This is a genomic window from Streptomyces sp. NPDC079020 (genome assembly GCF_044542225.1).
Lineage (GTDB): Bacteria > Actinomycetota > Actinomycetes > Streptomycetales > Streptomycetaceae > Streptomyces.
Genome location: NZ_JBITUB010000003.1, coordinates 529,660 through 550,891 on the forward strand (window position 1 = coordinate 529,660; position 21,232 = coordinate 550,891).

General features: G+C 69.7%; 14 protein-coding genes and 1 tRNA gene. 3 read left to right on the forward strand and 12 right to left on the reverse strand.

The window, feature by feature from the left end; all coding sequences use genetic code 11:
• The first annotated feature begins 15 nt into the window (after positions 1–15).
• Complete coding sequence (locus tag ACIGJO_RS09460; RefSeq protein ID WP_399954463.1) at positions 16–828, forward strand: Fpg/Nei family DNA glycosylase; 813 nt, start codon at positions 16–18, stop codon at positions 826–828.
• Between the two features lie 36 nt (positions 829–864).
• A complete protein-coding gene (locus ACIGJO_RS09465) occupies positions 865–1,629 on the forward strand; it encodes an SDR family NAD(P)-dependent oxidoreductase (protein WP_399954466.1) in 765 nt (254 codons plus the stop codon).
• Here ACIGJO_RS09465 and ACIGJO_RS09470 read toward each other — a convergent pair.
• The 9 genes from ACIGJO_RS09470 to ACIGJO_RS09510 form a co-directional block, all read right to left on the reverse strand.
• Positions 1,577–1,840, reverse strand: coding sequence for a hypothetical protein (locus ACIGJO_RS09470; RefSeq protein WP_399954469.1), 264 nt, complete (start codon positions 1,838–1,840; stop codon positions 1,577–1,579). The two genes, ACIGJO_RS09465 and ACIGJO_RS09470, sit on opposite strands and share 53 nt — an antisense overlap.
• Before the next feature lie 373 nt (positions 1,841–2,213).
• Positions 2,214–2,591: a helix-turn-helix domain-containing protein gene (locus ACIGJO_RS09475; RefSeq protein WP_266924510.1), complete on the reverse strand. Its 378-nt coding sequence runs from the start codon at positions 2,589–2,591 to the stop codon at positions 2,214–2,216.
• A gap of 109 nt (positions 2,592–2,700) precedes the next feature.
• Complete coding sequence (locus tag ACIGJO_RS09480; RefSeq protein ID WP_399954473.1) at positions 2,701–3,210, reverse strand: CinA family protein; 510 nt, start codon at positions 3,208–3,210, stop codon at positions 2,701–2,703.
• Positions 3,207–3,995 (reverse strand): CDP-diacylglycerol--glycerol-3-phosphate 3-phosphatidyltransferase, encoded by a 789-nt coding sequence (gene pgsA, locus ACIGJO_RS09485; RefSeq protein WP_399954476.1) that lies wholly within the window; start codon positions 3,993–3,995, stop codon positions 3,207–3,209. Before pgsA ends, ACIGJO_RS09480 begins: the two co-directional genes overlap by 4 nt.
• Positions 3,992–5,476 carry a 30S ribosomal protein S12 methylthiotransferase RimO gene (rimO, locus tag ACIGJO_RS09490; protein WP_399954479.1) on the reverse strand — a complete coding sequence of 495 codons (1,485 nt, stop codon included), beginning with the start codon at positions 5,474–5,476 and terminating at the stop codon, positions 3,992–3,994. The genes pgsA and rimO overlap by 4 nt, the downstream gene beginning before the upstream one ends.
• A 140-nt stretch (positions 5,477–5,616) precedes the next feature.
• A complete protein-coding gene (locus ACIGJO_RS09495) occupies positions 5,617–6,414 on the reverse strand; it encodes a helix-turn-helix domain-containing protein (protein ID WP_399954482.1) in 798 nt (265 codons plus the stop codon).
• Between the two features lie 317 nt (positions 6,415–6,731).
• Positions 6,732–9,542 carry a DNA translocase FtsK gene (locus tag ACIGJO_RS09500; RefSeq protein WP_399954485.1) on the reverse strand — a complete coding sequence of 937 codons (2,811 nt, stop codon included), beginning with the start codon at positions 9,540–9,542 and terminating at the stop codon, positions 6,732–6,734.
• 188 nt (positions 9,543–9,730) lie between these two features.
• Positions 9,731–10,414, reverse strand: a complete 684-nt coding sequence (locus tag ACIGJO_RS09505; RefSeq protein WP_399954489.1) for a two-component system response regulator — start codon at positions 10,412–10,414, stop codon at positions 9,731–9,733.
• A gap of 244 nt (positions 10,415–10,658) precedes the next feature.
• Complete coding sequence (locus tag ACIGJO_RS09510; RefSeq protein ID WP_399954492.1) at positions 10,659–16,106, reverse strand: HAMP domain-containing protein; 5,448 nt, start codon at positions 16,104–16,106, stop codon at positions 10,659–10,661.
• 400 nt (positions 16,107–16,506) lie between these two features.
• Here ACIGJO_RS09510 and ACIGJO_RS09515 point away from each other — a divergent pair, with 400 nt between their 5' ends.
• Positions 16,507–19,134 carry a SpoIIE family protein phosphatase gene (locus ACIGJO_RS09515; protein ID WP_399954495.1) on the forward strand — a complete coding sequence of 876 codons (2,628 nt, stop codon included), beginning with the start codon at positions 16,507–16,509 and terminating at the stop codon, positions 19,132–19,134.
• A gap of 48 nt (positions 19,135–19,182) precedes the next feature.
• On the opposite strand, the gene ACIGJO_RS09520 is transcribed toward ACIGJO_RS09515, so the two are convergent.
• From ACIGJO_RS09520 to ACIGJO_RS09530, 3 genes are all read right to left on the reverse strand, one after another.
• Positions 19,183–19,839: an NUDIX domain-containing protein gene (locus ACIGJO_RS09520; RefSeq protein ID WP_399954498.1), complete on the reverse strand. Its 657-nt coding sequence runs from the start codon at positions 19,837–19,839 to the stop codon at positions 19,183–19,185.
• A 95-nt stretch (positions 19,840–19,934) separates the two neighbouring features.
• Positions 19,935–20,723: a DeoR/GlpR family DNA-binding transcription regulator gene (locus ACIGJO_RS09525; protein WP_399954502.1), complete on the reverse strand. Its 789-nt coding sequence runs from the start codon at positions 20,721–20,723 to the stop codon at positions 19,935–19,937.
• 115 nt (positions 20,724–20,838) lie between these two features.
• Positions 20,839–20,914 (reverse strand) — tRNA-Thr (locus ACIGJO_RS09530).
• Between the last annotated feature and the right edge of the window lie 318 nt (positions 20,915–21,232).

The following is a 21,232-nucleotide window of genomic DNA, read 5'->3' on the forward strand; positions in this document are numbered from 1 at the left end:
GCGCATCATGGAGGCATGCCTGAAGGAGACACCGTGCTGCGGACCGCCGAGCGGCTGCACGCAGCGCTCGCAGGCCGGGCCCTGACCTATGCCGACCTGCGCGTGCCCAGGTTCGCCACCGCCGACCTCACCGGCCGCACCGTGACCGGTGTCACCGCGCGCGGCAAGCATCTGCTCACGCGCCTCGACGACGGCCTCACCCTCCACAGCCATCTGCGGATGGACGGCGCCTGGCGCGTCTACGACCCGGGCGAGCACTGGCGCGGCGGCCCCACCCATCAGATCCGCGCCGTCCTGGCCAACACCGAGCACACCGCCGTCGGCTACCGGCTTCCCGTGCTCGAACTCCTCCGTACCCGGGACGAGGACAGGGCCGTCGGCCATCTCGGCCCGGATCTGCTGGGCCCCGACTGGGACCCCAGAACCGCCCTGCGCAATCTGCTCGCCACCCCCCGCCGTCCCCTCGGCGAAGCTCTCCTGGACCAGCGCAATCTGGCCGGTATCGGCAACGTCTACATGTGCGAGCTCTGTTTCCTGGCCCGGTCAACCCCCTGGCTCGCCGTGGGCGATCTCCCGCCGACGGTCCTCACCCGGCTGGTGGCCACCGCGAAACGGCTCCTCGAAGCCAACCGTGACCGCCCGACGCGGACCACCACCGCTCTCGCCCCCGGCGCGGCCCCCGCCCGTACCCGGTCCCCCGACCGCCTCTTCGTCTACGGCCGCGCCCGGCGCCCCTGTCTGCGCTGCGGCACACCGATCCGCGCCACCGGACAGGACATCCGCCCCGCCTACTGGTGTCCGCGCTGCCAATCAGGCCCCACACCATAGTTGACGCATCATCAGATCCAGTCGTACGGTCCGGTCATGCCCCTCTCCGCGTACGACCTCACCGGCCGGTCCGCGTTCGTCACCGGCGCCGCCAGCGGCATCGGCCGGGCCGGCGCGGTCCTGCTCGCCGAGGCAGGAGCCACGGTCCACTGCGCGGACCGCGACGAGCAGGGCCTGGCGGAGACCTGCCGGCTGATCACCGGGCCGGGCGGCACGGCGATCGCCCACCCGCTCGATGTAACGGACCGTGGCCAGGTCCAGCGAGCGGTGACCGAGGCCGGGGACATCGACATCCTGGTCGCGGTCGCCGGAATCATGCATACGAGCAGCGTCCTGGAGACGGCCGACGACGATCTCGACCGGGTCCTGTCGGTCAACTTCAAAGGGGTGCTGTACGCCTGCCAGGAGGTGGCCCGCGGCATGATCGCCCGCTCCGCCCCCGGTTCGCTGATCACCATGGCATCGGGCGCCGTGGACGCAGCCAGTCCGGGCCTGCTCTGCTACAGCGCCGCGAAGGCCGCCGTCGTCCAGCTGACGAAGACCCTCGCCACGGAACTCGGCCCGCACTCCATTCGCGTGAATGCCATCGCACCCGGCTGGATCCGCACGCCGATGACCGACCGCCACGACGCGGAGCAGCAGCATCGGGCAGAGGCCGTGATGGTGCGGGCCTCGCCGCTCGGACGGGTCGGCGAGCCCGAAGACGTCGCGCACACGGTGCTGCACCTCGCATCGGACGCGTCGGCCTTCATGACCGGTCAGATTCTCCGCCCCAACGGCGGCGTCGCCATGCCGTGGTGACCGGCCGCCGCCCGGCACGCCCCGCTCCGGTCGGCGCCCTCGGCGGCCGTACCGACGCCGCCGCATGGACGGGCAGCAGGCTCAGCCCCCACCCTCCCGCCGCCACCGCACCCTCCACCACACCGGCGTGGTCCGGTTCCAGTGCCAGCCGTAGCACCGCCCACCACCACAGCCCACCGAGGACCAGCGCCGGCACCCATCGCCGCACCATGGCTGCCTCCTCCGGCCGACGCTAGACCGGCTCGCGCACCCAGGGGGAGGGCGCACCGGTGCAGGAGCGGCGCGCACAGCACGGGCTACGGACACTCTCGCTCCCGCTGCCGGCACACCGTTCGGACGCGGCCCCGGCGATCGGGGCCCTCCCCGGCAGTTTCCCCTGGCACCGCCCCCGCTGCATCCAGAGCGAAAGGCCGGAAGACAGGAGCCCGGACGCGGAGAACAGACGCCCCGCAGCGGAAAGCAGGCAGCCGGGAACCGGGCGTCCGAGGAAGCGGGGCACCGGCCACCGCCCCTCGCACGCAAAAGCCCCGGACAACCCCTCCAAGGGATCGACCGGGGCTCCCGATCACACCGAACCGCGCCGGTCAGGCAGCGGCGACCGCTTCCGCGGGCGCCTTGATGGTCACCCGTCCCGTCGGCACAGCTGCCACCGAAGACACGGAGACGGAATTGAGCCTGGGGCGTACCGGCACAGGTACCGGATCGCTGGCTGCCGCCGACTCGGCCAGTTCAGCCAGGGAAAGTTCGTCGCTCACTTCACGCATGAGCTCGGACATCCGTACGTCAAGCGCGTCGCAAATCGCGGAGAGCAGCTCGGAGGATGCCTCCTTCTGCCCCCGCTCCACCTCGGAGAGATAACCGAGCGAGACCCGGGCGGACGAGGAGACTTCGCGCAGAGTACGGCCTTGGCGCTGGCGCTGCCGACGCAGCACGTCACCAAGCAGGCGACGGAGCAGAATCATCGGTGGCTCCCTCCTCGGACCGCGTAGCCGCATCCTTCACGCCCTACCGTACCGCCTTGCGCTGCGGCCGTGCGGGGAGCGATGTCGTGTTCACTCAGGGCTGCAAACATCAATTCTCCCCGTTCTGTTCCGTATCCTGTGCCCTCACATTTTCACCGAGTTCGCTCGCGAGCAGCTTGAGCACGCTCCGCACCGTCTCTCTACGGATGTCCGCCCGTTCGCCGTTCAACCGCAGTGAGGCGACTTTCTCGGTGCCGGACGGTCCCGAAACCGCGACATGAACCGTTCCGACGGGCTTGCCGTCCTGCGGTCCGGGGCCCGCGACACCGGTGGTCGCGATCCCCCAGTCCGCGCCCAGGACCCGTCGCACCCCGGCCGCCATCCCCCGTGCCACCTCGGGATCGACCGCGCCGCGCTCCGCCAGAAGGGTCCCGTCGACACCGAGCACGTCCTGCTTCAGGGGGGTGGCGTACGCCGTCACCGAGCCCCGGAAGGACTGCGAGGCCCCGGGAACGGAGGTCAGCTCGGCCGCGACCAGCCCGCCGGTCAGCGATTCGGCGACGGCGAGCGTCTCACCGCGCTCCACGAGCCTCCGCAGCACCAGGGCTGCGGCTGTCACCGCTCGGCCTCCGCCGCACCACGGGCATCAGCGGTGGTACGGGTATCCCCCGCCATATCCGCAGTGCCGGAACCGCGCGCAACACCGGAACCACTCGCCAGATGAGACCCGCCGGCCGCGCCCGCGTCCCCGGCGGCCGCACGCTCGGCTGCGAGGCCCCTGCGGCGCAGGACGACGGCCTGACGCACGTAGTCCAGCCCGGTGGCGACCGTCAGCACGACGGCGGCCATCATCACCCAGAAGCGCATCGTCGCCAGCGGTCCGGTCAGCACCAGAACGTACATACCGGCCGCGGTGCCCTGCGCCAGTGTCTTGATCTTCCCGCCGCGGCTGGCCGGGATCACCGCATGCCTGATCACCCAGAACCTCATCAGCGTGATCCCGAGCTCACGCGCGAGAATCACTCCGGTGATCCACCACGGAAGGTCACCGAGCGAGGAGAGGCAGATCAGCGCCGCGCCCATGATCGCCTTGTCGGCGATCGGGTCGGCAATCTTTCCGAAGTCCGTGACCAGGTTGTACGTACGCGCGAGATGCCCGTCGAAGACGTCCGTGATCATGGCGACGGCGAACGCCGCCCAGGCGAACGCGCGCCAGACCGGGTCGTCGCCGCCGTTGTGCAGCAGCAGCAGGACGAAGACGGGGACGAGGAGCAGCCGCAGCATCGTGAGGATGTTGGCGATGTTCCACAGGCTGGCCTGGTTGACGGCCGCAGTACCCAGCTTGCCGCTGCGGACCGGCTTAGCGCCGGAGCCGCCTGCCGCCGATGCCGGGACTCCGGTCATCTGGCCACCTCCGCGAGCTCATGGTGTTCGGCCAACAGGTCCACTCCCTCGGTGCCCACTACCTTTGCCTCGACCATACGGCCCGGTACGAGCCCCTCGCGTGTGGTGAAGACCACCTGTCCATCCGTTTCGGGGGCCTGGTGGGCGGCGCGGCCCACCGCGACCTGGCCGTCCTCCTCGGCGTCGACGGACTCCACGAGAACCTGGAGCGTCTCACCGAGCCGCTCCTCGGCCCGCTGCGAGGTCAGCTCCTCGGCCAGCTGGGAGATGTGCGCCAGCCGCTCGGCGATGACGTCCGCGTCCAGCTTGTTCTCGTAGCCGACCGCTTCGGTGCCCTCCTCGTCGGAGTAGCCGAAGACGCCGATGGCGTCCAGCCGCGCTCCGGTGAGGAAGCGTTCCAGCTCCGCGAGGTCGGCCTCGGTCTCGCCGGGGAAGCCCACGATGAAGTTGGACCGGGCACCGGCCTGCGGGGCCTTGCCGCGGATGGTGTCCAGGAGCTCCAGGAAGCGGTCCGTGTCGCCGAACCGGCGCATCGCCCTGAGCACACCGGGGGCCGAGTGCTGGAAGGAGAGGTCGAAGTACGGGGCGACCTTCGGGGTCGAGGTGAGTACGTCGATCAGCCCCGGCCGCATCTCGGCGGGCTGGAGGTAGCTGACCCGGATCCGCTCGATCCCCTCGACGCCCGCGAGCTCCGGCAGCAGCGTCTCCAGGAGCCGGATGTCGCCGAGGTCCTTGCCGTAGGAGGTGTTGTTCTCGGAGACGAGCATGACCTCCTTGACGCCCTGCTCGGCCAGCCAGCGGGTCTCCCCCAGGACGTCGGAGGGACGCCGCGAGATGAAGGAGCCGCGGAAGGACGGGATGGCGCAGAAGGAGCAGCGGCGGTCGCAGCCGGAGGCGAGCTTCACCGAGGCGACCGGGCTGGTGCCCAGGCGCCGGCGCAGGGGCGCCCGCGGCCCGGAGACCGGGGCGACACCCTCCGGAAGGTCCGCGGGGGCCGGTGCGGGTGCGGTCTCCTGCGCGTGGCCCGGCAGGGCCACTGCGGCGTCCTGCCGTTCGGCGGGGCTGATCGGCAGCAGCTTGCGCCGGTCGCGCGGGGTGTGCGAGGCGTGGATACCGCCGTTGAGGATGGTCTGCAGCCGGTCGGAGATGTCGGCGTAGTCGTCGAATCCGAGGACTCCGTCCGCCTCCGGCAGGGCCTCGGCGAGGTCCTTGCCGTAGCGCTCGGCCATGCAGCCGACGGCGACGACGGCCTGGGTCCTGCCGTGGTCCTTCAGATCATTGGCTTCGAGCAGGGCGTCGACGGAGTCCTTCTTGGCGGCTTCGACGAAGCCACAGGTGTTGACGACGGCGACATCGGCGTCGGAGGCGTCCTCGACGAGCTCCCAGCCGTCCGCTGCCAAGCGGCCTGCAAGCTCCTCCGAGTCCACCTCGTTACGGGCGCAGCCGAGAGTGACAAGGGCGACGGTACGGCGTTCGGGCATGGGCTCAAGACTACTTTGTCGCGGCGCCCGCCCTGCCGTGCAGGGTTGCCTGCTACAGCGAGTAACAGCGATGGGCGCCCGGCACTCGTGCCGGGCGCCCATCGCGGGAGGAGCGGAAACCGAGAAGCCGAGCCGACGGCTCAGCCGGCCTCGGGGTCGCCCTTCGTGTACGAGAGCCGTTCGACCTGACCCGGCTCGAACTGGTCCTCGACCTTCTTGCCGTTCACGAAGAGGTCGGTCGCCCCGGCGTCGCCGAGGACGAGATCGACCCGATCGCTGTCCTGGAAGGTCTTGGACTCGCCCTGGAGCAGCAGGCCGTCGAAGAGCAGCCGGCCGTTGTGGTCCTTGGCGGAGATCCAGCTCTTGCCCCGGGTCGCGCTGAGCTTGACCGTCACCTTGTCCCGGGGGGCAGCGGCGATGGCACTCTCGGAGGGCACGGGCTTGGGGTCGGCCGGTTTGCTGGCGGCCGGCTTGCCGGTCTTGTCGGGCGTCGGGCCCTCCGCCACCTGGGCGGTGCTCGGTACCTGCTCGTCGCCGTTGAAGAGCGTGAAGCCGACGAAGCCGACCACGGCGACGATGGCCGCGACCATGGCCGCGGTCCAGTTGGGCCGTCGGGGTTCGGAACGGATGCGTTCCGCCTCGAACAGCGGTGCCGCCGGTGTGGGCACAGGACGGCCGCCGTGTCCGGCGTCGTACTGCTCGACCAGGGGTTCCGGGTCGATATCGACGGCACGGGCGAGCGTACGGATGTGGCCGCGCGCGTACACGTCGCCGCCACAGCGCGAGAAGTCGTCCTCCTCGATCGCGTGCACGATGGGGATGCGCACCCGGGTGGAGCTGCTGACTTCCTCGACCGTCAGACCTGCGGCGATACGAGCCTGCTGAAGCACGCGACCGATCGAAGGCCGGTCGTCTTCGGGGGAGTTGCCGATGGACACGGGGGCGCCTTTCGAGCGTGAGCCACCTGCTGGATGTTCAGTCTAGGGGGGGTACGAAAGGGTGGGGCAACCGGGAGGGACGACTTTGTACGCCATCGGGTTCGCCGGACAGCCCCATGGACGGCTCCGCGGTCGGCCCGCGGGGCGGAGCACGGAACTGGGCACACCGAGCACTCGACTGAGCAACGGGAGGAGCTGAGGACGGGGTAGGAGGCGGAGCCGGAATCCGGGCCGCCGGAACTGCTGATGGAGAAGCATCTACTGTCCCTCCTCTCAAGTTGACGTACGACCCGCCGGAACGGTTGCCTACAAAACCTTTACGGAGCAGTTTCCCCCCGGATCAGCGCCAACACCCCGTCGAGCTCATCCGGTTTCACCATCACATCGCGCGCCTTGGACCCCTCGCTGGGCCCCACGATGTTGCGGGACTCCATGAGGTCCATCAGCCGGCCTGCCTTGGCGAAACCGACCCGGAGCTTGCGCTGGAGCATCGAGGTCGACCCGAACTGTGTGGAGACGACCAGCTCGGCGGCCTGGCAGAGCAGATCCAGGTCGTCGCCGATGTCCTCGTCGATCTCCTTCTTCTGCTTCGTGCCGACCACGACGTCCTCGCGGAAGACCGGGGCCATCTGGTCCTTGCAGTGCTGGACGACGGCCGCGACCTCGTCCTCGGTGACGAAGGCGCCCTGCATACGCGTGGGCTTGTTCGCCCCCATCGGCAGGAACAGCCCGTCACCCTTGCCGATGAGCTTCTCGGCACCCGGCTGGTCGAGGATGACGCGGCTGTCGGCGAGCGAGGAGGTCGCGAAGGCCAGCCGGGAGGGCACATTGGCCTTGATCAGACCGGTCACCACGTCGACCGAGGGCCGCTGGGTGGCGAGCACCAGATGGATGCCTGCGGCGCGGGCCAGCTGGGTGATGCGGACGATCGAGTCCTCGACGTCGCGCGGGGCGACCATCATCAGGTCGGCCAGCTCGTCGACGATGACCAGCAGATACGGGTACGGCGACAGCTCCCGCTCGCTGCCCTCGGGGGCCTTGGCCTTGCCGTTGCGCACGGCGTGGTTGAAGTCGTCGATGTGCCGGTAGCCGTACGCCGCGAGGTCGTCGTAGCGCAGATCCATCTCCCGTACGACCCACTGGAGGGCCTCGGCGGCCTTCTTCGGGTTGGTGATGATCGGCGTGATCAGGTGCGGGATGCCCTCGTACGCGGTGAGCTCGACCCGCTTGGGGTCGACCAGGACCATCCGGACGTCGTCCGGGGTCGCCCGCACCATGACCGAGGTGATCAGACAGTTGATGCACGAGGACTTGCCGGATCCGGTCGCACCGGCGACCAGGACGTGCGGCATCTTCGCGAGGTTGGCCATCTCGTAGCCGCCCTCGACATTCTTGCCGAGCGCCACGAGCATCGGATGGTCGTCCTCCGCCGCGTCCGCGAGGCGCAGTACGTCGCCGAGGTTGACCATCTCGCGGTCGGAGTTGGGGATCTCGATGCCCACCGCGGACTTGCCGGGGATCGGGGAGATGATCCGGACGTCCGGACTGGCGACGGCGTACGCGATGTTCTTGGTGAGCGCGGTGATCCGCTCCACCTTCACGGCCGGCCCCAGTTCGACCTCGTACCGCGTGACCGTCGGACCGCGGGTGAAGCCGGTGACGGCGGCATCCACCTTGAACTCCGTGAAGACGTTCGTCAGGGAGGCGACGACCACGTCGTTGGCGGCGCTGCGGGTCTTCCCCGGCCCGCCGCGCTCCAGGAGGTCGAGCGAGGGCAGCGCATACGTGATGTCCCCGGAGAGCTGGAGCTGCTCGGCCCGCGCGGGCAGCGGCTGCGAGTGCTCCGGGGCGGGCTTCGTCAGATCCGGTACGCCGCCGGCGGGCGCGCCCGGCGCTCCGGCGCCCCGGCCCTTCACCCCGGCCCGGCCCTTCTCCGCCTCCCGGGCCCCGGGCACGGGGGTGCCCGCGCCCGTACGGTCCCGGTCCACGGAGACACCCTGGGTCAGGTCGGCGACGAGCGGCGAGGGGGGCATGCCGTTGAGCACCGCGCCGTCGAGCGCCGCGGCGGCGGCCGCCGCGACATCGACGGCGTCCATGGTGCGGTTCATCGCGGGCTGCACGGACGGCCTGCGCGACCGCCCGCGCCGCGAGAGCGCCTCCGACTCGGCCTGGTCGGGGTAGTACTCCGTGTCCGCCTCCGAGCGGCGGGCGGAGCCGCGGCGCGAGCGGTCGGGCAGCGCTTCGCGCCACTGCTCGTCGTAGCGGTCGTCGTCGCTCCCGCCGTCCGCGCCGGGCTCGTACGCCGGCTCGACGACGCCCAGCCTGACGCCGAGCGCCCGCAGCCGCTGCGGAATGGCGTTGACGGGGGTGGCCGTGACCACGAGCAGTCCGAACACGGTCAGCAGCACGAGCAGCGGTACGGCGAGCACCTCGCCCATCGTGAAGATGAGCGGCTTGGAGGCGGCCCAGCCGATCAGGCCGCCCGCGTCCTGCATCGCCTCGGTACCGTCCTCACGGCCCGGCGAGCCACAGGCGATGTGGACCTGTCCGAGGACGCCGATGACGAGCGCGGAGAGACCGATGACGATGCGGCCGTTGGCCTCCGGCTTCTGCGGGTACAGGATCAGCCGTACGGCGATGGCGCCCAGCAGTATCGGCACGAGCAGATCCAGCCGGCCGAACGCCCCGGTCACCAGCATCTCGACGAGGTCGCCGACCGGTCCGCGCAGGTTCGACCAGGTGCCCGCGGCGACGATCAGCGCCAGGCCGAGCAGAAGGAGCGCGAGGCCGTCCTTGCGATGGGCGGGGTCGAGTCCCTTCGCGCCACGCCCTATCGAGCGCAGCAGCGCACCGACGCCGTGCGCGGCACCGAGCCAGACGGCTCGCACGAGCCGGTACACGCCCCCGGTGGGAGACGGGGCGGGCTTGGGCGCGGGCTTCCTGGCAGCGGTCTTCTTCGCGGGCGCCCTTTTCGCGGGCGCCTTCCCGGCGGGCGCGGACGCGGACTTCTTCGCCGGGGACTTCTTCTTGGCGGGCGCGGCTTTCTTCGCCGGGCCCGCGGTACGGCCGACGCTCTTCGCGGTGCCCGCCGTGCCCTGGGAACCCTTGCCGGACGTACGTGAGGCCATGGGACCGAGGTTACCGTTGCCGACGCCGGTGAACACGCGTGCCTACTGGTTCACCCGACCGTGTCGCCGTACCGGGGCCGGAAGCTGACGCGCGCTCACCGCGGCGGGCGGCACCCGGCCGCCCACGGGCAACAGCGAAGCGGCGGACGCCCGTTGCCGTGCGCCCGCCGGGAGTTACGGACCGGTCCTCAGCTCTGCGCGGGCAGGACACCGGCGTTGCCGTTCGCCCCCGGCTCCAGCGCGTCGAGCGCGCGACGCAGCCCGGTGAGCTTGCGTTCGAGGTGGGCGGCGGTCGCCACCGCGCCGGCGTCCGCGGATTCGTCGTCGAGCTGCTTGGACAGCGCTTCCGCCTGCTCCTCGACCGCCGCGAGCCGTGCGGAGAGTTCGGCCAGCAGACCGGCCGGCTCCCTCTCGTGCTCCCCGGCCGCGTGGCCACCGCCTTCGAGCTGGAGCCGCAGCAGCGCGGCCTGCTCGCGGAGCTGACAGTTCTTCATGTACAGCTCGACGAAGACCGAGACCTTGGCGCGCAGCACCCACGGGTCGAACGGCTTCGAGATGTAGTCCACCGCGCCCGCCGCGTATCCCCGGAAGGTGTGATGGGGACCGTGGTTGATCGCGGTGAGGAAGATGATCGGGATGTCCCGGGTCCGCTCCCGGCGCTTGATGTGCGCGGCGGTCTCGAAACCGTCCATGCCCGGCATCTGGACGTCCAGCAGAATGACCGCGAAGTCGTCCGTGAGCAGCGCTTTGAGCGCTTCCTCCCCTGACGATGCCCGTACCAGTGTCTGATCGAGCGCAGAGAGGATGGCCTCCAGCGCCAGCAGATTCTCCGGCCGGTCATCGACCAGGAGGATCTTGGCCTTCTGCACCATGGCCCGTCCTCCTCGCCCCGGAATCACACCGGGTGCCGCCCCAGGGGACGACTCCCATACGCCGTCCGTCCTTGTGCCGGTCATGGTAGCCGCACCCCGCCCGTCACCACACCCTGTCACCGCGATGTCACTGTGCACATAGCGCAAACGCGGTGGGAGACAGGAAGGTTCCCCGAAAAACCCGCACTCACACCCGTTCGGGCACAGTCGGTCAGCAATTCACCGTGATTCATTCACTCCTCGATCACTCTCCGTGCATCCACTGCTCCATCACCGCAAGCAGATGATCAGGGTCGACCGGCTTGGTGACATAGTCGGAAGCACCACAGTCGATGGCCTTCTCCCGGTCGCCCTTCATCGCCTTCGCGGTGAGCGCGATGATCGGCAGACCGGCGAACTGCGGCATCCTGCGGATCGCCGTCGTCGTGGCGTAGCCGTCCATCTCGGGCATCATGATGTCCATCAGTACGACCGTCACATCGTCGTGCTGCTCCAGCACCTCGATGCCCTCCCGCCCGTTCTCCGCGTACAGCACCGAAAGGCCGTGCTGCTCCAGCACGCTGGTGAGGGCGAAGACATTGCGGATGTCGTCGTCGACGATCAGCACCTTCTCACCGCGGAACCGGAACGTCCGCCGTGCCTCCGGCTCTTCCTGGGATCCCTGGACCCACTCCTCCCGCGCGGCACCCGCGCCCGTACCGCCACCGACGCCCGTGTTCGGGCGGGCGGGCAGCGCGGGCCGCCGTGCCGTGTCCCCCAGCGCCTTGCGCCTACGCCGGAACAGCCCGGCGGAGTTGGCCGGATCACCCAGTGGCGCCTGGTCGGTGCCGCGGACCGCCTCCCCGTTCAGGGCGCTCTCGGCCGCCATGCCATGGATCTCGACGGGTCCGGGACCCACCTGCGGATAGCCCTGCGGCGGCAGTTCGCTGGCGTGCAGCGGCAGATACAGCGTGAAGGTCGAGCCGCGGCCGGGCTCGCTCGCCGCGTGGATCTCACCGCCCAGCAGCCGGGCGATCTCCCGGCTGATGGACAGGCCCAGGCCCGTACCGCCGTACTTCCGGCTGGTCGTCCCGTCCGCCTGCTTGAACGCCTCGAAGATCACCAGCATCTTGCTGGACGCGATGCCGATGCCGGTGTCCGTGACCGAGAAGGCGATCAGATCGGCGTCCGCGTCCCGCAGCGAGCCCGCTTCCAGCAGATGCTCCCGGATCAAGTTCGGCACATCCGCCCCGGCCGGCCGGATCACCAGCTCCACGGCACCGCTGTCGGTGAACTTCACCGCGTTGGACAGCAGGTTGCGCAGCACCTGGAGCAGCCGCTGCTCGTCCGTGTGCAGCGTGGCGGGCAGCTCCGGGGAGACCCGTACGGAGAAGTCGAGCCCCTTCTCCGCGGTGAGCGGGCGGAACGTCGCCTCCACATAGTCGACGAGCTGGACCAGCGCGATCCTGGTCGGGCTGACGTCCATCTTGCCCGCCTCGACCTTCGACAGGTCGAGGATGTCGTTGATCAGCTGGAGCAGATCGGAACCGGCCCCGTGGATCGTCTCGGCGAACTCGACCTGCTTCGGCGAGAGGTTGCCCTCGGCGTTGTCCGCGAGCAGCTTGGCCAGGATCAGCAGCGAGTTGAGCGGGGTGCGCAGCTCGTGGGACATGTTCGCCAGGAACTCGGACTTGTAGCGCATCGAGACGGCGAGCTGCTCGGCACGCTCCTCCAGGACCTGCCGGGCCTCTTCGATCTCGGTGTTCTTCACCTCGATGTCGCGGTTCTGCTGGGCCAGCAGTTCGGCCTTCTCCTCCAGTTCGGCGTTGGACTCCTGGAGGGCCTTCTGCCGGTTCTCCAACTCCTGCGAGCGGTCCCGGAGCTGCTCGGTCAGCTCCTGGGACTGTTCGAGGAGCTTCTCGGTCTTCGTATTGACACTGATGGTGTTGACGCTCGTCGCGATCATCTCGGCGAGCTGGTTGAGGAAGTCCCGCTGGATGTGCGTGAACGGCTGGAAGGAGGCCAGCTCGATCACGCCGAGGACCTTGCCCTCGAACAGCACCGGCAGCACGATCACATGCGCGGGAGGCGCCTCACCGAGCCCGGAGGAGATCTTCAGATAGCCGGGCGGCACGTTGTCCACCTGGATCGTGCGCTTCTCCTCGGCCGCCGTGCCGATCAGTGTCTCGCCGGGACGGAAGGAGGTCGGCATCGAGCCCGCCGAATAGCCGTAACTGCCGCGCATACGCAGCTCGTACAGGCTCTCCGCGTCACTGTCCGAACCGACCTCGCCCGTGTCGCCGGGTGCCATGGCCAGGAAGAACGCGCCGTGCTGCGCGGAAACGACCGGGGTCAGCTCGCTCATGATCAGCGAGGCGACATCGTCCAGATCGCGGCGGCCCTGCATCAGACCGGAGATCCGGGCCAGGTTGCCCTTGAGCCAGTCCTGTTCCTTGTTGGCGAGCGTGGTATCACGCAGGTTGGCGATCATCGTGTTGACGTTGTCCTGCAGCACCTGGATCTCGCCGGCCGCGTCCACGTCGATCTTGAGGTTCAGATCACCGCGCGTCACCGCCGTGGCGACGGCCGCGATGGCACGCACCTGACGGGTCAGGTTCCCGGCCATCTCGTTCACCGATTCGGTGAGGTCGCGCCAGGTCCCATTGACGTCCCGGACGCGGGCCTGACCGCCCAACTGCCCCTCCGTGCCCACCTCACGGGCCACCCGGGTGACTTCCTCGGCGAACGAGGACAGCTGGTCGACCATCGTATTGATGGTGTTCTTCAGCTCCTGGATCTCGCCGCGCGCATCGATGTCGATCTTCTTGGTGAGGTCGCCCCTGGCGATCGCCGTGGTGACCGTGGCGATCTGGCGCACCTGGCCGGTCAGGTTGGAGGCCATCGAGTTCACGGACTCGGTGAGGTCCTTCCACGTACCGGCGACACCCGGCACCCTGGCCTGTCCGCCCAGCGCGCCCTCGGTCCCCACCTCGCGGGCCACACGCGTCACCTCGTCGGCGAACGAGGAGAGCGTCGTGACCATCGTGTTGACGGTGTCGGCGAGTTCGGCCACCTCGCCGCGCGCCTCGACGGTCACCTTCTTCGTCAGATCGCCGTTGGCGACCGCGGACGAGACCCGGGAGATGTTGCGCACCTGGCTGGTGAGATTGCTGGCCATCAGGTTGACGTTGTCGCTGAGGTCCTTCCAGATGCCGGTCGCACCGCGCACCCGGGCCTGACCGCCGAGGATGCCCTCGGTGCCCACCTCACGGGCCACGCGCGTCACCTCGTCGGCGAAGTTCAGCAGCTGGTCGACCATGGTGTTGACCGTCGTCACCAGTTCGAGCATCTCGCCCTTGGCGTCCACGGTGATCTTCTTGGAGAGATCACCCTTGGCGACCGCGGTGGTGACCTCGGCGATGTTGCGGACCTGAAGCGTCAGGTTGTTCGCCATGCCGTTGACGGACTGGGTGAGGTCCTTCCATGTACCGGACACGCCCTGCACCTCGGCCTGGCCGCCGAGAATGCCTTCGGTACCCACCTCACGGGCGACCCGGGTGACCTGCTCCGCGAAGTTGGAGAGCTGGTCGACCATGGTGTTGAGGGTGTTCTTCAGCTCAAGGATCTCGCCCCGGGCGTCCACATCGATCTTCTGCGACAGGTCACCGCGCGCCACCGCCGTGGCGACCTGCGCGATGTTACGGACCTGAGCGGTGAGGTTCCCCGCCATGCCGTTCACCGAGTCGGTCAGATCGCGCCACACGCCCGCCACCCCGGGCACCTGCGCCTGGCCACCGAGCCGCCCGTCCGTGCCCACCTCGCGGGCGACCCGCGTCACCTGCTCGGCGAAGGCGGAGAGCTGGTCGACCATCGTGTTGATGGTGTTCTTCAGCTCAAGGATCTCGCCCCGGGCGTCCACATCGATCTTCTGCGACAGGTCGCCCCGCGCCACCGCCGTGGTCACCTGGGCGATCTGGCGTACCTGCGAGGTCAGGTTCCCCGCCATGAAATTGACGGAGTCGGTGAGTTCCTTCCACGTCCCCAGGACACCGTCGACCCGCGCCTGGCCGCCGAGACGGCCCTCCGTGCCCACGTCCCGCGCCATCCGCGTCACCTGGTCGGCGAAGGACGAGAGCTGCGCCACCATCGTGTTGACGGTGTTCTTCAGCTCCAGCATCTCGCCCGCGACATCGACGGTGACCTTCTGCGACAGGTCCCCGTTGGCGACCGCGGTGGTCACCTGAGCGATGTCCCGCACCTGACCGGTCAGGTTCCGGAACGCTGTGTTCACCGAATCGGTGAGGTCCTTCCAGGTCCCCGCCGCCCCCGGGACCTCGGCCTGCCCGCCGAGCCGGCCCTCGACACCGACCTCCCGGGCGACCCGGGTCACCTCCGAACCGAACGACTGCAGCTGGTCCACCATCGTGTTGACGGTGTTCTTGAGCTCCAGCATCTCGCCGGCCACATCGACGGTGACCTTCTGGGTCATGTCACCGCTGGCCACCGCCGTGGTCACCTGGGCGATGTCGCGCACCTGGGTCGTCAGGTTCCGGAAGACCGTGTTCACCGAGTCGGTGAGGTCCTTCCACGTTCCCGCCGCGCCCGGCACCTGGGCCTGCCCGCCCAGCAGCCCCTCACCGCCGACCTCGCTGGCCACACGCGTCACTTCGTCCGCGAAGGTGCGCAGCGTCTCGGTCATCTGGTTGATCGTCTCGGCCAGTTGCGCGACCTCGCCGCGTGCGCTCACCGTGACCTTCTGCGACAGGTCGCCGTTGGCGACCGCCGTCGTCACCTCCGCGATGCCACGCACCTGGGAGGTGAGGTTGCCCGCCATCGTGTTGACGGAGTCGGTGAGGTCCTTCCACACCCCGGCCACACCGGGCACCGTCGCCTGACCGCCGAGCTCACCCTCCGTACCCACCTCACGGGCGACCCGGGTCACCTCGGAGGAGAACGAGGACAGCTGGTCGACCATCGTGTTGACGGTGTTCTTCAGTTGGAGCATCTCACCGGCCACATGGACGGTGACCTTCCGTGACAGATCACCCTTGGCGACCGCCGTCGTCACCAGGGCGATGTCCCGCACCTGTGCCGTCAGCCGGTACGCCATGGTGTTCACGGAGTCCGTGAGGTCCTTCCAGGACCCGGACATCCCGCGCACCTGGGCCTGCCCGCCGAGCTTGCCCTCGGTCCCGACCTCGACCGCGACCCGGGTCACCTGCTCGGTGAACGCGGACAGCTGGTCGACCAGGTTGTTGACCGTACGGGCGACCTTCAGGAACTCGCCGCGCAGCGGCCGCACCGTGTCGTCCGCCGTGTGCGAGCGCAGTTCCATCCGCTGTTCGAGATCACCGTCGGCGATCGCCGCGAGCACCCGTCCGACCTCGGAGACCGGCCGCGAGAGATCGTCGACCAGCTCGTTGGAGGCATCGATGGCGGCCGCCCAGGAGCCTTCGCAGGCCCCTGTCTCCAGGCGCTCCGTGAGCTTCCCCTCACGGCCCACCACGCGCCGTACGCGTGCCAGCTCACCGGTGAGGTGGAGGTTCCGGTCGGCGACCTCGTTGAAGACCGCCGCGATCTCCGTCATCACGCCGTCGCCCGAGACGGTCAGCCGCCTGCGGAAGTTGCCGTCCCGCATCGCCACGAGGGCCGCGAGCAGTCTGTTCAGAGCTGCCGCGTCCACATCGATGGTCCCATTGCGCTGTTTTTTCACGGACTGTCCGCCTTTTGTGCGCGTTCCTGAACCCCGCGCCGCCACGCCAGACTCCACCGTGTCCCTCCCGCAGGGTTTGACCGTATCGCTCGGGCCTATCCGGAAGCTTGCCCAGTTCTACTTTGACTCACCGCCACTGCACACCGTCGACGGGTGACCATGCGGACGTCAAATCGTTGAAACGTACCAGGCCGGAACTGGTCGGGGTGGAAGCTCCAATGGACTCCGTACAACCGCCCCTTGGGGAAGTCATGGTGGTGCGCCCGCGCACAACTGCCGGGGCATCCCGTACCGAAGTCGGCCCTCGTGTACCCGGGACGGTGAACGAGCGTCTAGCCTGGCAAGCGAATCGAAGCGGCGAGAAACGGGCACAGGACTCGGGGAAGCGACGAGACACCATATGGGGAGTGCTGTGATCACCGCGCGCGCGGCTGCCACCTTCGACCCGGTCGGGCGCTCTGTCGCGACCGCCCGCGCCTTCGTCCGTGACACCCTCCAGGGGTGGGGCTACACCGATGTCGTCGACGACGCGGTCGTCCTCACCAGCGAGCTCGTGACCAACGCGGTCGTACACGCGGGAACCGCCGCCGACGTCCTGTGCCTGCGCACCGAGGACGGCGTACGCGTCGAGGTCTCCGACCACTATCCGGAGCGCGAGGTCCCGCTCCAGAGCACCGGCCTGGACTACGGCAGCCCCGACCGTGAGAGCGGCCGGGGTCTGCTGCTCTGCGCCGCGCTCGCCGCCCGCTGGGGCGTCGAGTACACCCCCACGCGCAAGCACGTCTGGTTCCAGCTCGACCTCCCCGAGCGGCCGGTGGGCATCCGCTCCGCGGGCCCGCTCCTGCCCACGGCTCTCCTCCCGGTCACCGACGAACGCGTACGGGTCGCTGTCGTACAGATCGACCGCTCCGGCTCCATCTCCGCCTGGAACGACGACGCCGCGTTCCTCTTCGGTCACACCGCCGACCAGGTCACCGGAAAACAGCTCACCGACCTGGCGGCCTGGCCGCACACCCCCGGCACCAGCACCGGCATCGCCGACGCGCTCCAGCTCTCCCGCTGGGAGGGCAGCTACGGAATCCGCGGCTCCGACGGCCGGGTCATCCCGGTCTACGCCTCACATCTGCGGGTCCGCGACACCGAGGGCGAGCCCTCCACCGTCTGTCTCCTCGTCCGCGACTACGAACGCGCCGTCCTGCAGTCCCCGGTACGCGCCCCCGTCTCCGACACGGCCCACGAGAACCGCGCCGCGGACCCCTTCGAGGTCTTCATCGGCTCACCCGCCCCGGACGACCTCGACGGCCTGCTCCAGCGCACCGTCGAACGGGCCCGGGACATGCTCGACGCCGACGCCGCCTTCCTCCTGCTGGCCACCGACGACGAGACCGAACTGGAGGTCCGGGCCACGACCGGCCTCCCCTCCGCCCGCCAGCGCTTCGCCCGGGTCCCCGTCGAAGCCGGAACAGGACGCTACGGCTCCGCCCGGATGCCCGCCGTCCATGAGGACCTCACCGCCGTCCCCGGCGCCGTCCCCCTGCTCGGCGACACCGGAATGCGCTCCGTCGTCACCGTCCCGCTGAAGGTCGAGGGCCGCCTCACCGGCTCCCTCGGCGTCGCGGCCGAAGCGGCCGGCCGGTACTCCAACGAGGAGGCACTGCGCCTCCAGTTCGCCGCCGACCGCATCGCGCTCGCCGTCGAATCCGCCCGCCTGGGCGAACTGGAACGGCTGCGCCGCGGCTCCCTCTCCTTCCTCGTCGAGGCCTCCGACCTGCTCGCCGGCACCCTGGACCGGGACCAGACCCTGGCGCTCATGGCCCAGATGACGGTCCCCACGCTCGCCACCTGGTGCGCCGTCTACACGATCGCGGACCAGGCCTCGGAGCCGTACCTCTCCTATGTCCTCCACGAGGACGAGGACCTCATCGACGGCCTCAAGGCGCTGCTGTCCTCGATCGACCCGCCGGACCCCGTGCCGACCCCGGGCGCCCGTGTCTGGGCCGCGCCGTCCGACGCGGCCCACCGGGCGGCGCTGAGCACCTCGATGCGCAGCCTCGATCACGACGCGCCCCTGAGCATGGGCATGGCCACCCGCACCACCCTCGCCACCGCCTCGGCCGTGGGCGGCGAGACCGTCGTGCTCCCCCTGGTCGCCCGCAACCGCGTCATCGGCATGCTCACGCTCGGGAAGCCCTCCGACGACCACTTCCGCCAGGAGATCCTCGAACTGGCCGAGGACCTCTCGCGCCGGGCCGCACTCGCGCTGGACAACGCCCGCCTGTACTCCGAGCGCATGGCGATCAGCCAGTCCCTGCAGCGCAGCCTGCTGCCGCCGGGCCTCCCCGACGTACCCAACGTCGAGATCGAGGTCATCTACCGCGCGGCGGGCGAGGGCAACGAGGTCGGCGGCGACTTCTACGACGTCTTCCCGATCCGCGACGGCGCGTACGGCTTCGCCATCGGCGATGTGTGCGGTACGGGCCCGGAAGCCGCGGCCGTCACCGGCCTGGCCCGCCACGCCCTGCGTCTGCTGGCCCGCGAGGGCTTCGGCGGCCCGGCCGTGCTGGAACGTCTCAACGCCGCCATCCTCGACGAGGGCGCGCGCAGCCGCTTCCTCACGCTCCTGTACGGCGAGCTGTGGCCGCAGGAGGACGGCAGCGCACTGCTGAAGGTGGTGTGTGCGGGTCACCCGCTCCCGCTGCGTCTGCGCCAGGACGGTTCCGTCGAGGCCGCCGCCGAGCCTCAGGCACTGCTCGGCGTCATCGAGGACCTCGAACTGTACGAGCAGGAGATCACCCTCGACCCGGGCGATGTCCTGCTGTGCGTGACCGACGGTGTCACGGAGCGCCGCGAGGGTGCCCGCATGCTCGGCGACGACGGCCTCGCGGACGTCCTCGCCACCTGTACGGGCCTGACGGCCGGCGCGGTCGCCTCCCGCATCCTGCGGGCCGTCGAACGCTTCGCGGCCGAGCCGGCCTCCGACGACATGGCCATCCTGGCCATGCGTGTCCCCGAACCGCCGCTCGTCTGACGAACAGTCCCCAAGGCACGGCCCCGGGGCACGGCTCAGGGGCACGGCTCAGGGAGCGAACGGGCCGTCCAGTGCGGCCCACTGGAGCAGCATGATCGTCTTCGCGTCGGCGATCGACCCGTCGCGGATCATCGCCAGCGCCTGGGCGAAGGGCAGCTCCACGGTGCTGATGTCCTCGCCCTCGGCGGCGATCCCGCCTCCGCTGCCGGTCGCGGTCGCGGGGGTGTACGGGGCGGCGAAGAAGTGCAGCCGCTCGGTGACGGAGCCGGGGCTCATATAGACGTCGAAGACACGCTCGGCCGCGCCCACGGTGTGTCCCGTCTCCTCGGCGGCCTCCCTGCGGATGGCTTCCTCGGGGCTGTCCCCGTCCAGCAGGCCCGCCGCCGTTTCGAGGAGCATCCCGTCCGGGTGGCCGTTGACATAGACGGGGAGACGGAACTGGCGCGTCAGCAGCACGGTACGGCGGTCGGCGTCGTAGAGCAGGATGGTGGCGCCGTCCCCCCGGTCGTGGGTCTCACGCTGCTCCCGGCTCCAGTGCCCGTCGCTGTGCTGGTAGTCGAAGGTGGTCCTGCGCAGGACGTACCAGTCGCAGGAGAGCACTTCCACGTCGAGAATCCGCACCCGCGGATTACCGGTCAGGTCCTGGCCGTGCCGGTCCAGGCCGGTACGGCCGCGGCGGTCCGGGGTGTCGATGCCGGCAGTCATCGTGCGCCCTCGGCGCGGTCGGGGCCCGTCGGCGGGTGGGGCAGAGCGTTCATGGCAGCACCTCGATGGCGATGGGGGCGGGGGCGGGTGGGGCGTCAGGCGAGATGGACGGGGACCCCGGCCTCCCGGAGAGCCTTCAGGGTGTACGGGCCGTTCGGATGGGTCTCGCCGTCCTCGGCCCCCGTGTCGGTGACGAAGCCGTCCACGACCCCGAGAGGAGCGACCTGGCTGAACGCCCGCACCCCGAGCTTGGTCGCATCGGCCACCGCGACGGTACGGGTGGCCTGGGCGAGCCCGGCCTGCTTGACGGCGGCGTCGTCGAGGGAGAACTCCGACCAGCCGTGCTCGGCGTGCACTCCGCCGATGGACATGATGAAACAGTCGAAGGCCAGCGACTCCAGCGTGCGCAGAGCCAACGGGCCCACCAGGGACCGTTCTCCGGGCCGTGAGCGCCCGCCGACGATGAGCAGATCAATACCGGGCCGGTCCGCCAGGCACACGGCCGCCTGAAGGCTCAGCACCGCCACCGTCAGCGGTCCCCGGGCGGCGAGGTGCTCCGCGACGTGCACGGTCGTGGTCCCCGCGTCCAGCAGCACACGGGACCCCGGCTCGACCATCGCGGCCACCCGTGCACCCAGCCGGTCCTTGGTGGCGGCCTGCCAGGGTTCCCGCGCGACAAAGCCCGCGCCCTCTTCCCGCGCCTTGGTGGCGACGGCACCGCCATGCACCCGGCGTACGAGGTCCTGGCGCTCCAGCGCGTCGAGGTCCCGGCGGACCGTCATCTCGGACACCCCCAGCCGCTGGGAGAGCTCGGCAACGGAGACACGGTCAGCGGCGCCCTGCACCAGCCGCAGAGTCAGGTCCAGACGATCGGCAACACCCATGAACCCTTTCTACCATGCGAATGTTCGCTTGAACATCAACATGTGAAGTCGCCGGGACGGCCGAGTACGTAAACGAGATAAGGCCCCCGCCTGATGGCGGGGGCCTTATCTCTGCTGGAGCCCCAATGCGGAATCGAACCGCAGACCTTCTCCTTACCATGGAGACGCTCTACCGACTGAGCTATTGGGGCCTGTCGCGCTGTGGCAACGAGGTAAAGCATACCCTGGATCCGGGGGTGCTCATAACCATCGGAAGAACCGATTCCCGCGGGCTTCCACCAGCTCCCCCGCAGGCCGGCCGCCGCAGCTGTGAGCCAAGGGAACGGCACGGTGCTCGAACAAAGGAGCCAGGGGCGAACGGGAGGGAAGTTCGGAATTGATTGGTGAACGCAGAAAAGCCCCGTACCTTGCGGTACGGGGCTTTCCCGGAAAAATTGTTCGGCGGCGTCCTACTCTCCCACAGGGTCCCCCCTGCAGTACCATCGGCGCTGAAAGGCTTAGCTTCCGGG

Bases quoted from the DNA above. Each gene is read 5' to 3' on its own strand.
- ACIGJO_RS09460 (WP_399954463.1), top strand. From the start codon at position 16: ATGCCTGAAGGAGACACCGTGCTGCGGACCGCCGAGCGGCTGCACGCA.
- ACIGJO_RS09465 (WP_399954466.1), top strand. From the start codon at position 865: ATGCCCCTCTCCGCGTACGACCTCACCGGCCGGTCCGCGTTCGTCACC.
- ACIGJO_RS09470 (WP_399954469.1), bottom strand. From the start codon at position 1,840: ATGGTGCGGCGATGGGTGCCGGCGCTGGTCCTCGGTGGGCTGTGGTGG.
- ACIGJO_RS09475 (WP_266924510.1), bottom strand. From the start codon at position 2,591: ATGATTCTGCTCCGTCGCCTGCTTGGTGACGTGCTGCGTCGGCAGCGC.
- pgsA (WP_399954476.1), bottom strand. From the start codon at position 3,995: ATGACCGGAGTCCCGGCATCGGCGGCAGGCGGCTCCGGCGCTAAGCCG.
- rimO (WP_399954479.1), bottom strand. From the start codon at position 5,476: ATGCCCGAACGCCGTACCGTCGCCCTTGTCACTCTCGGCTGCGCCCGT.
- ACIGJO_RS09500 (WP_399954485.1), bottom strand. From the start codon at position 9,542: ATGGCCTCACGTACGTCCGGCAAGGGTTCCCAGGGCACGGCGGGCACC.
- ACIGJO_RS09505 (WP_399954489.1), bottom strand. From the start codon at position 10,414: ATGGTGCAGAAGGCCAAGATCCTCCTGGTCGATGACCGGCCGGAGAAT.
- ACIGJO_RS09515 (WP_399954495.1), top strand. From the start codon at position 16,507: ATGGGGAGTGCTGTGATCACCGCGCGCGCGGCTGCCACCTTCGACCCG.
- ACIGJO_RS09520 (WP_399954498.1), bottom strand. From the start codon at position 19,839: ATGACTGCCGGCATCGACACCCCGGACCGCCGCGGCCGTACCGGCCTG.
- ACIGJO_RS09525 (WP_399954502.1), bottom strand. From the start codon at position 20,723: ATGGGTGTTGCCGATCGTCTGGACCTGACTCTGCGGCTGGTGCAGGGC.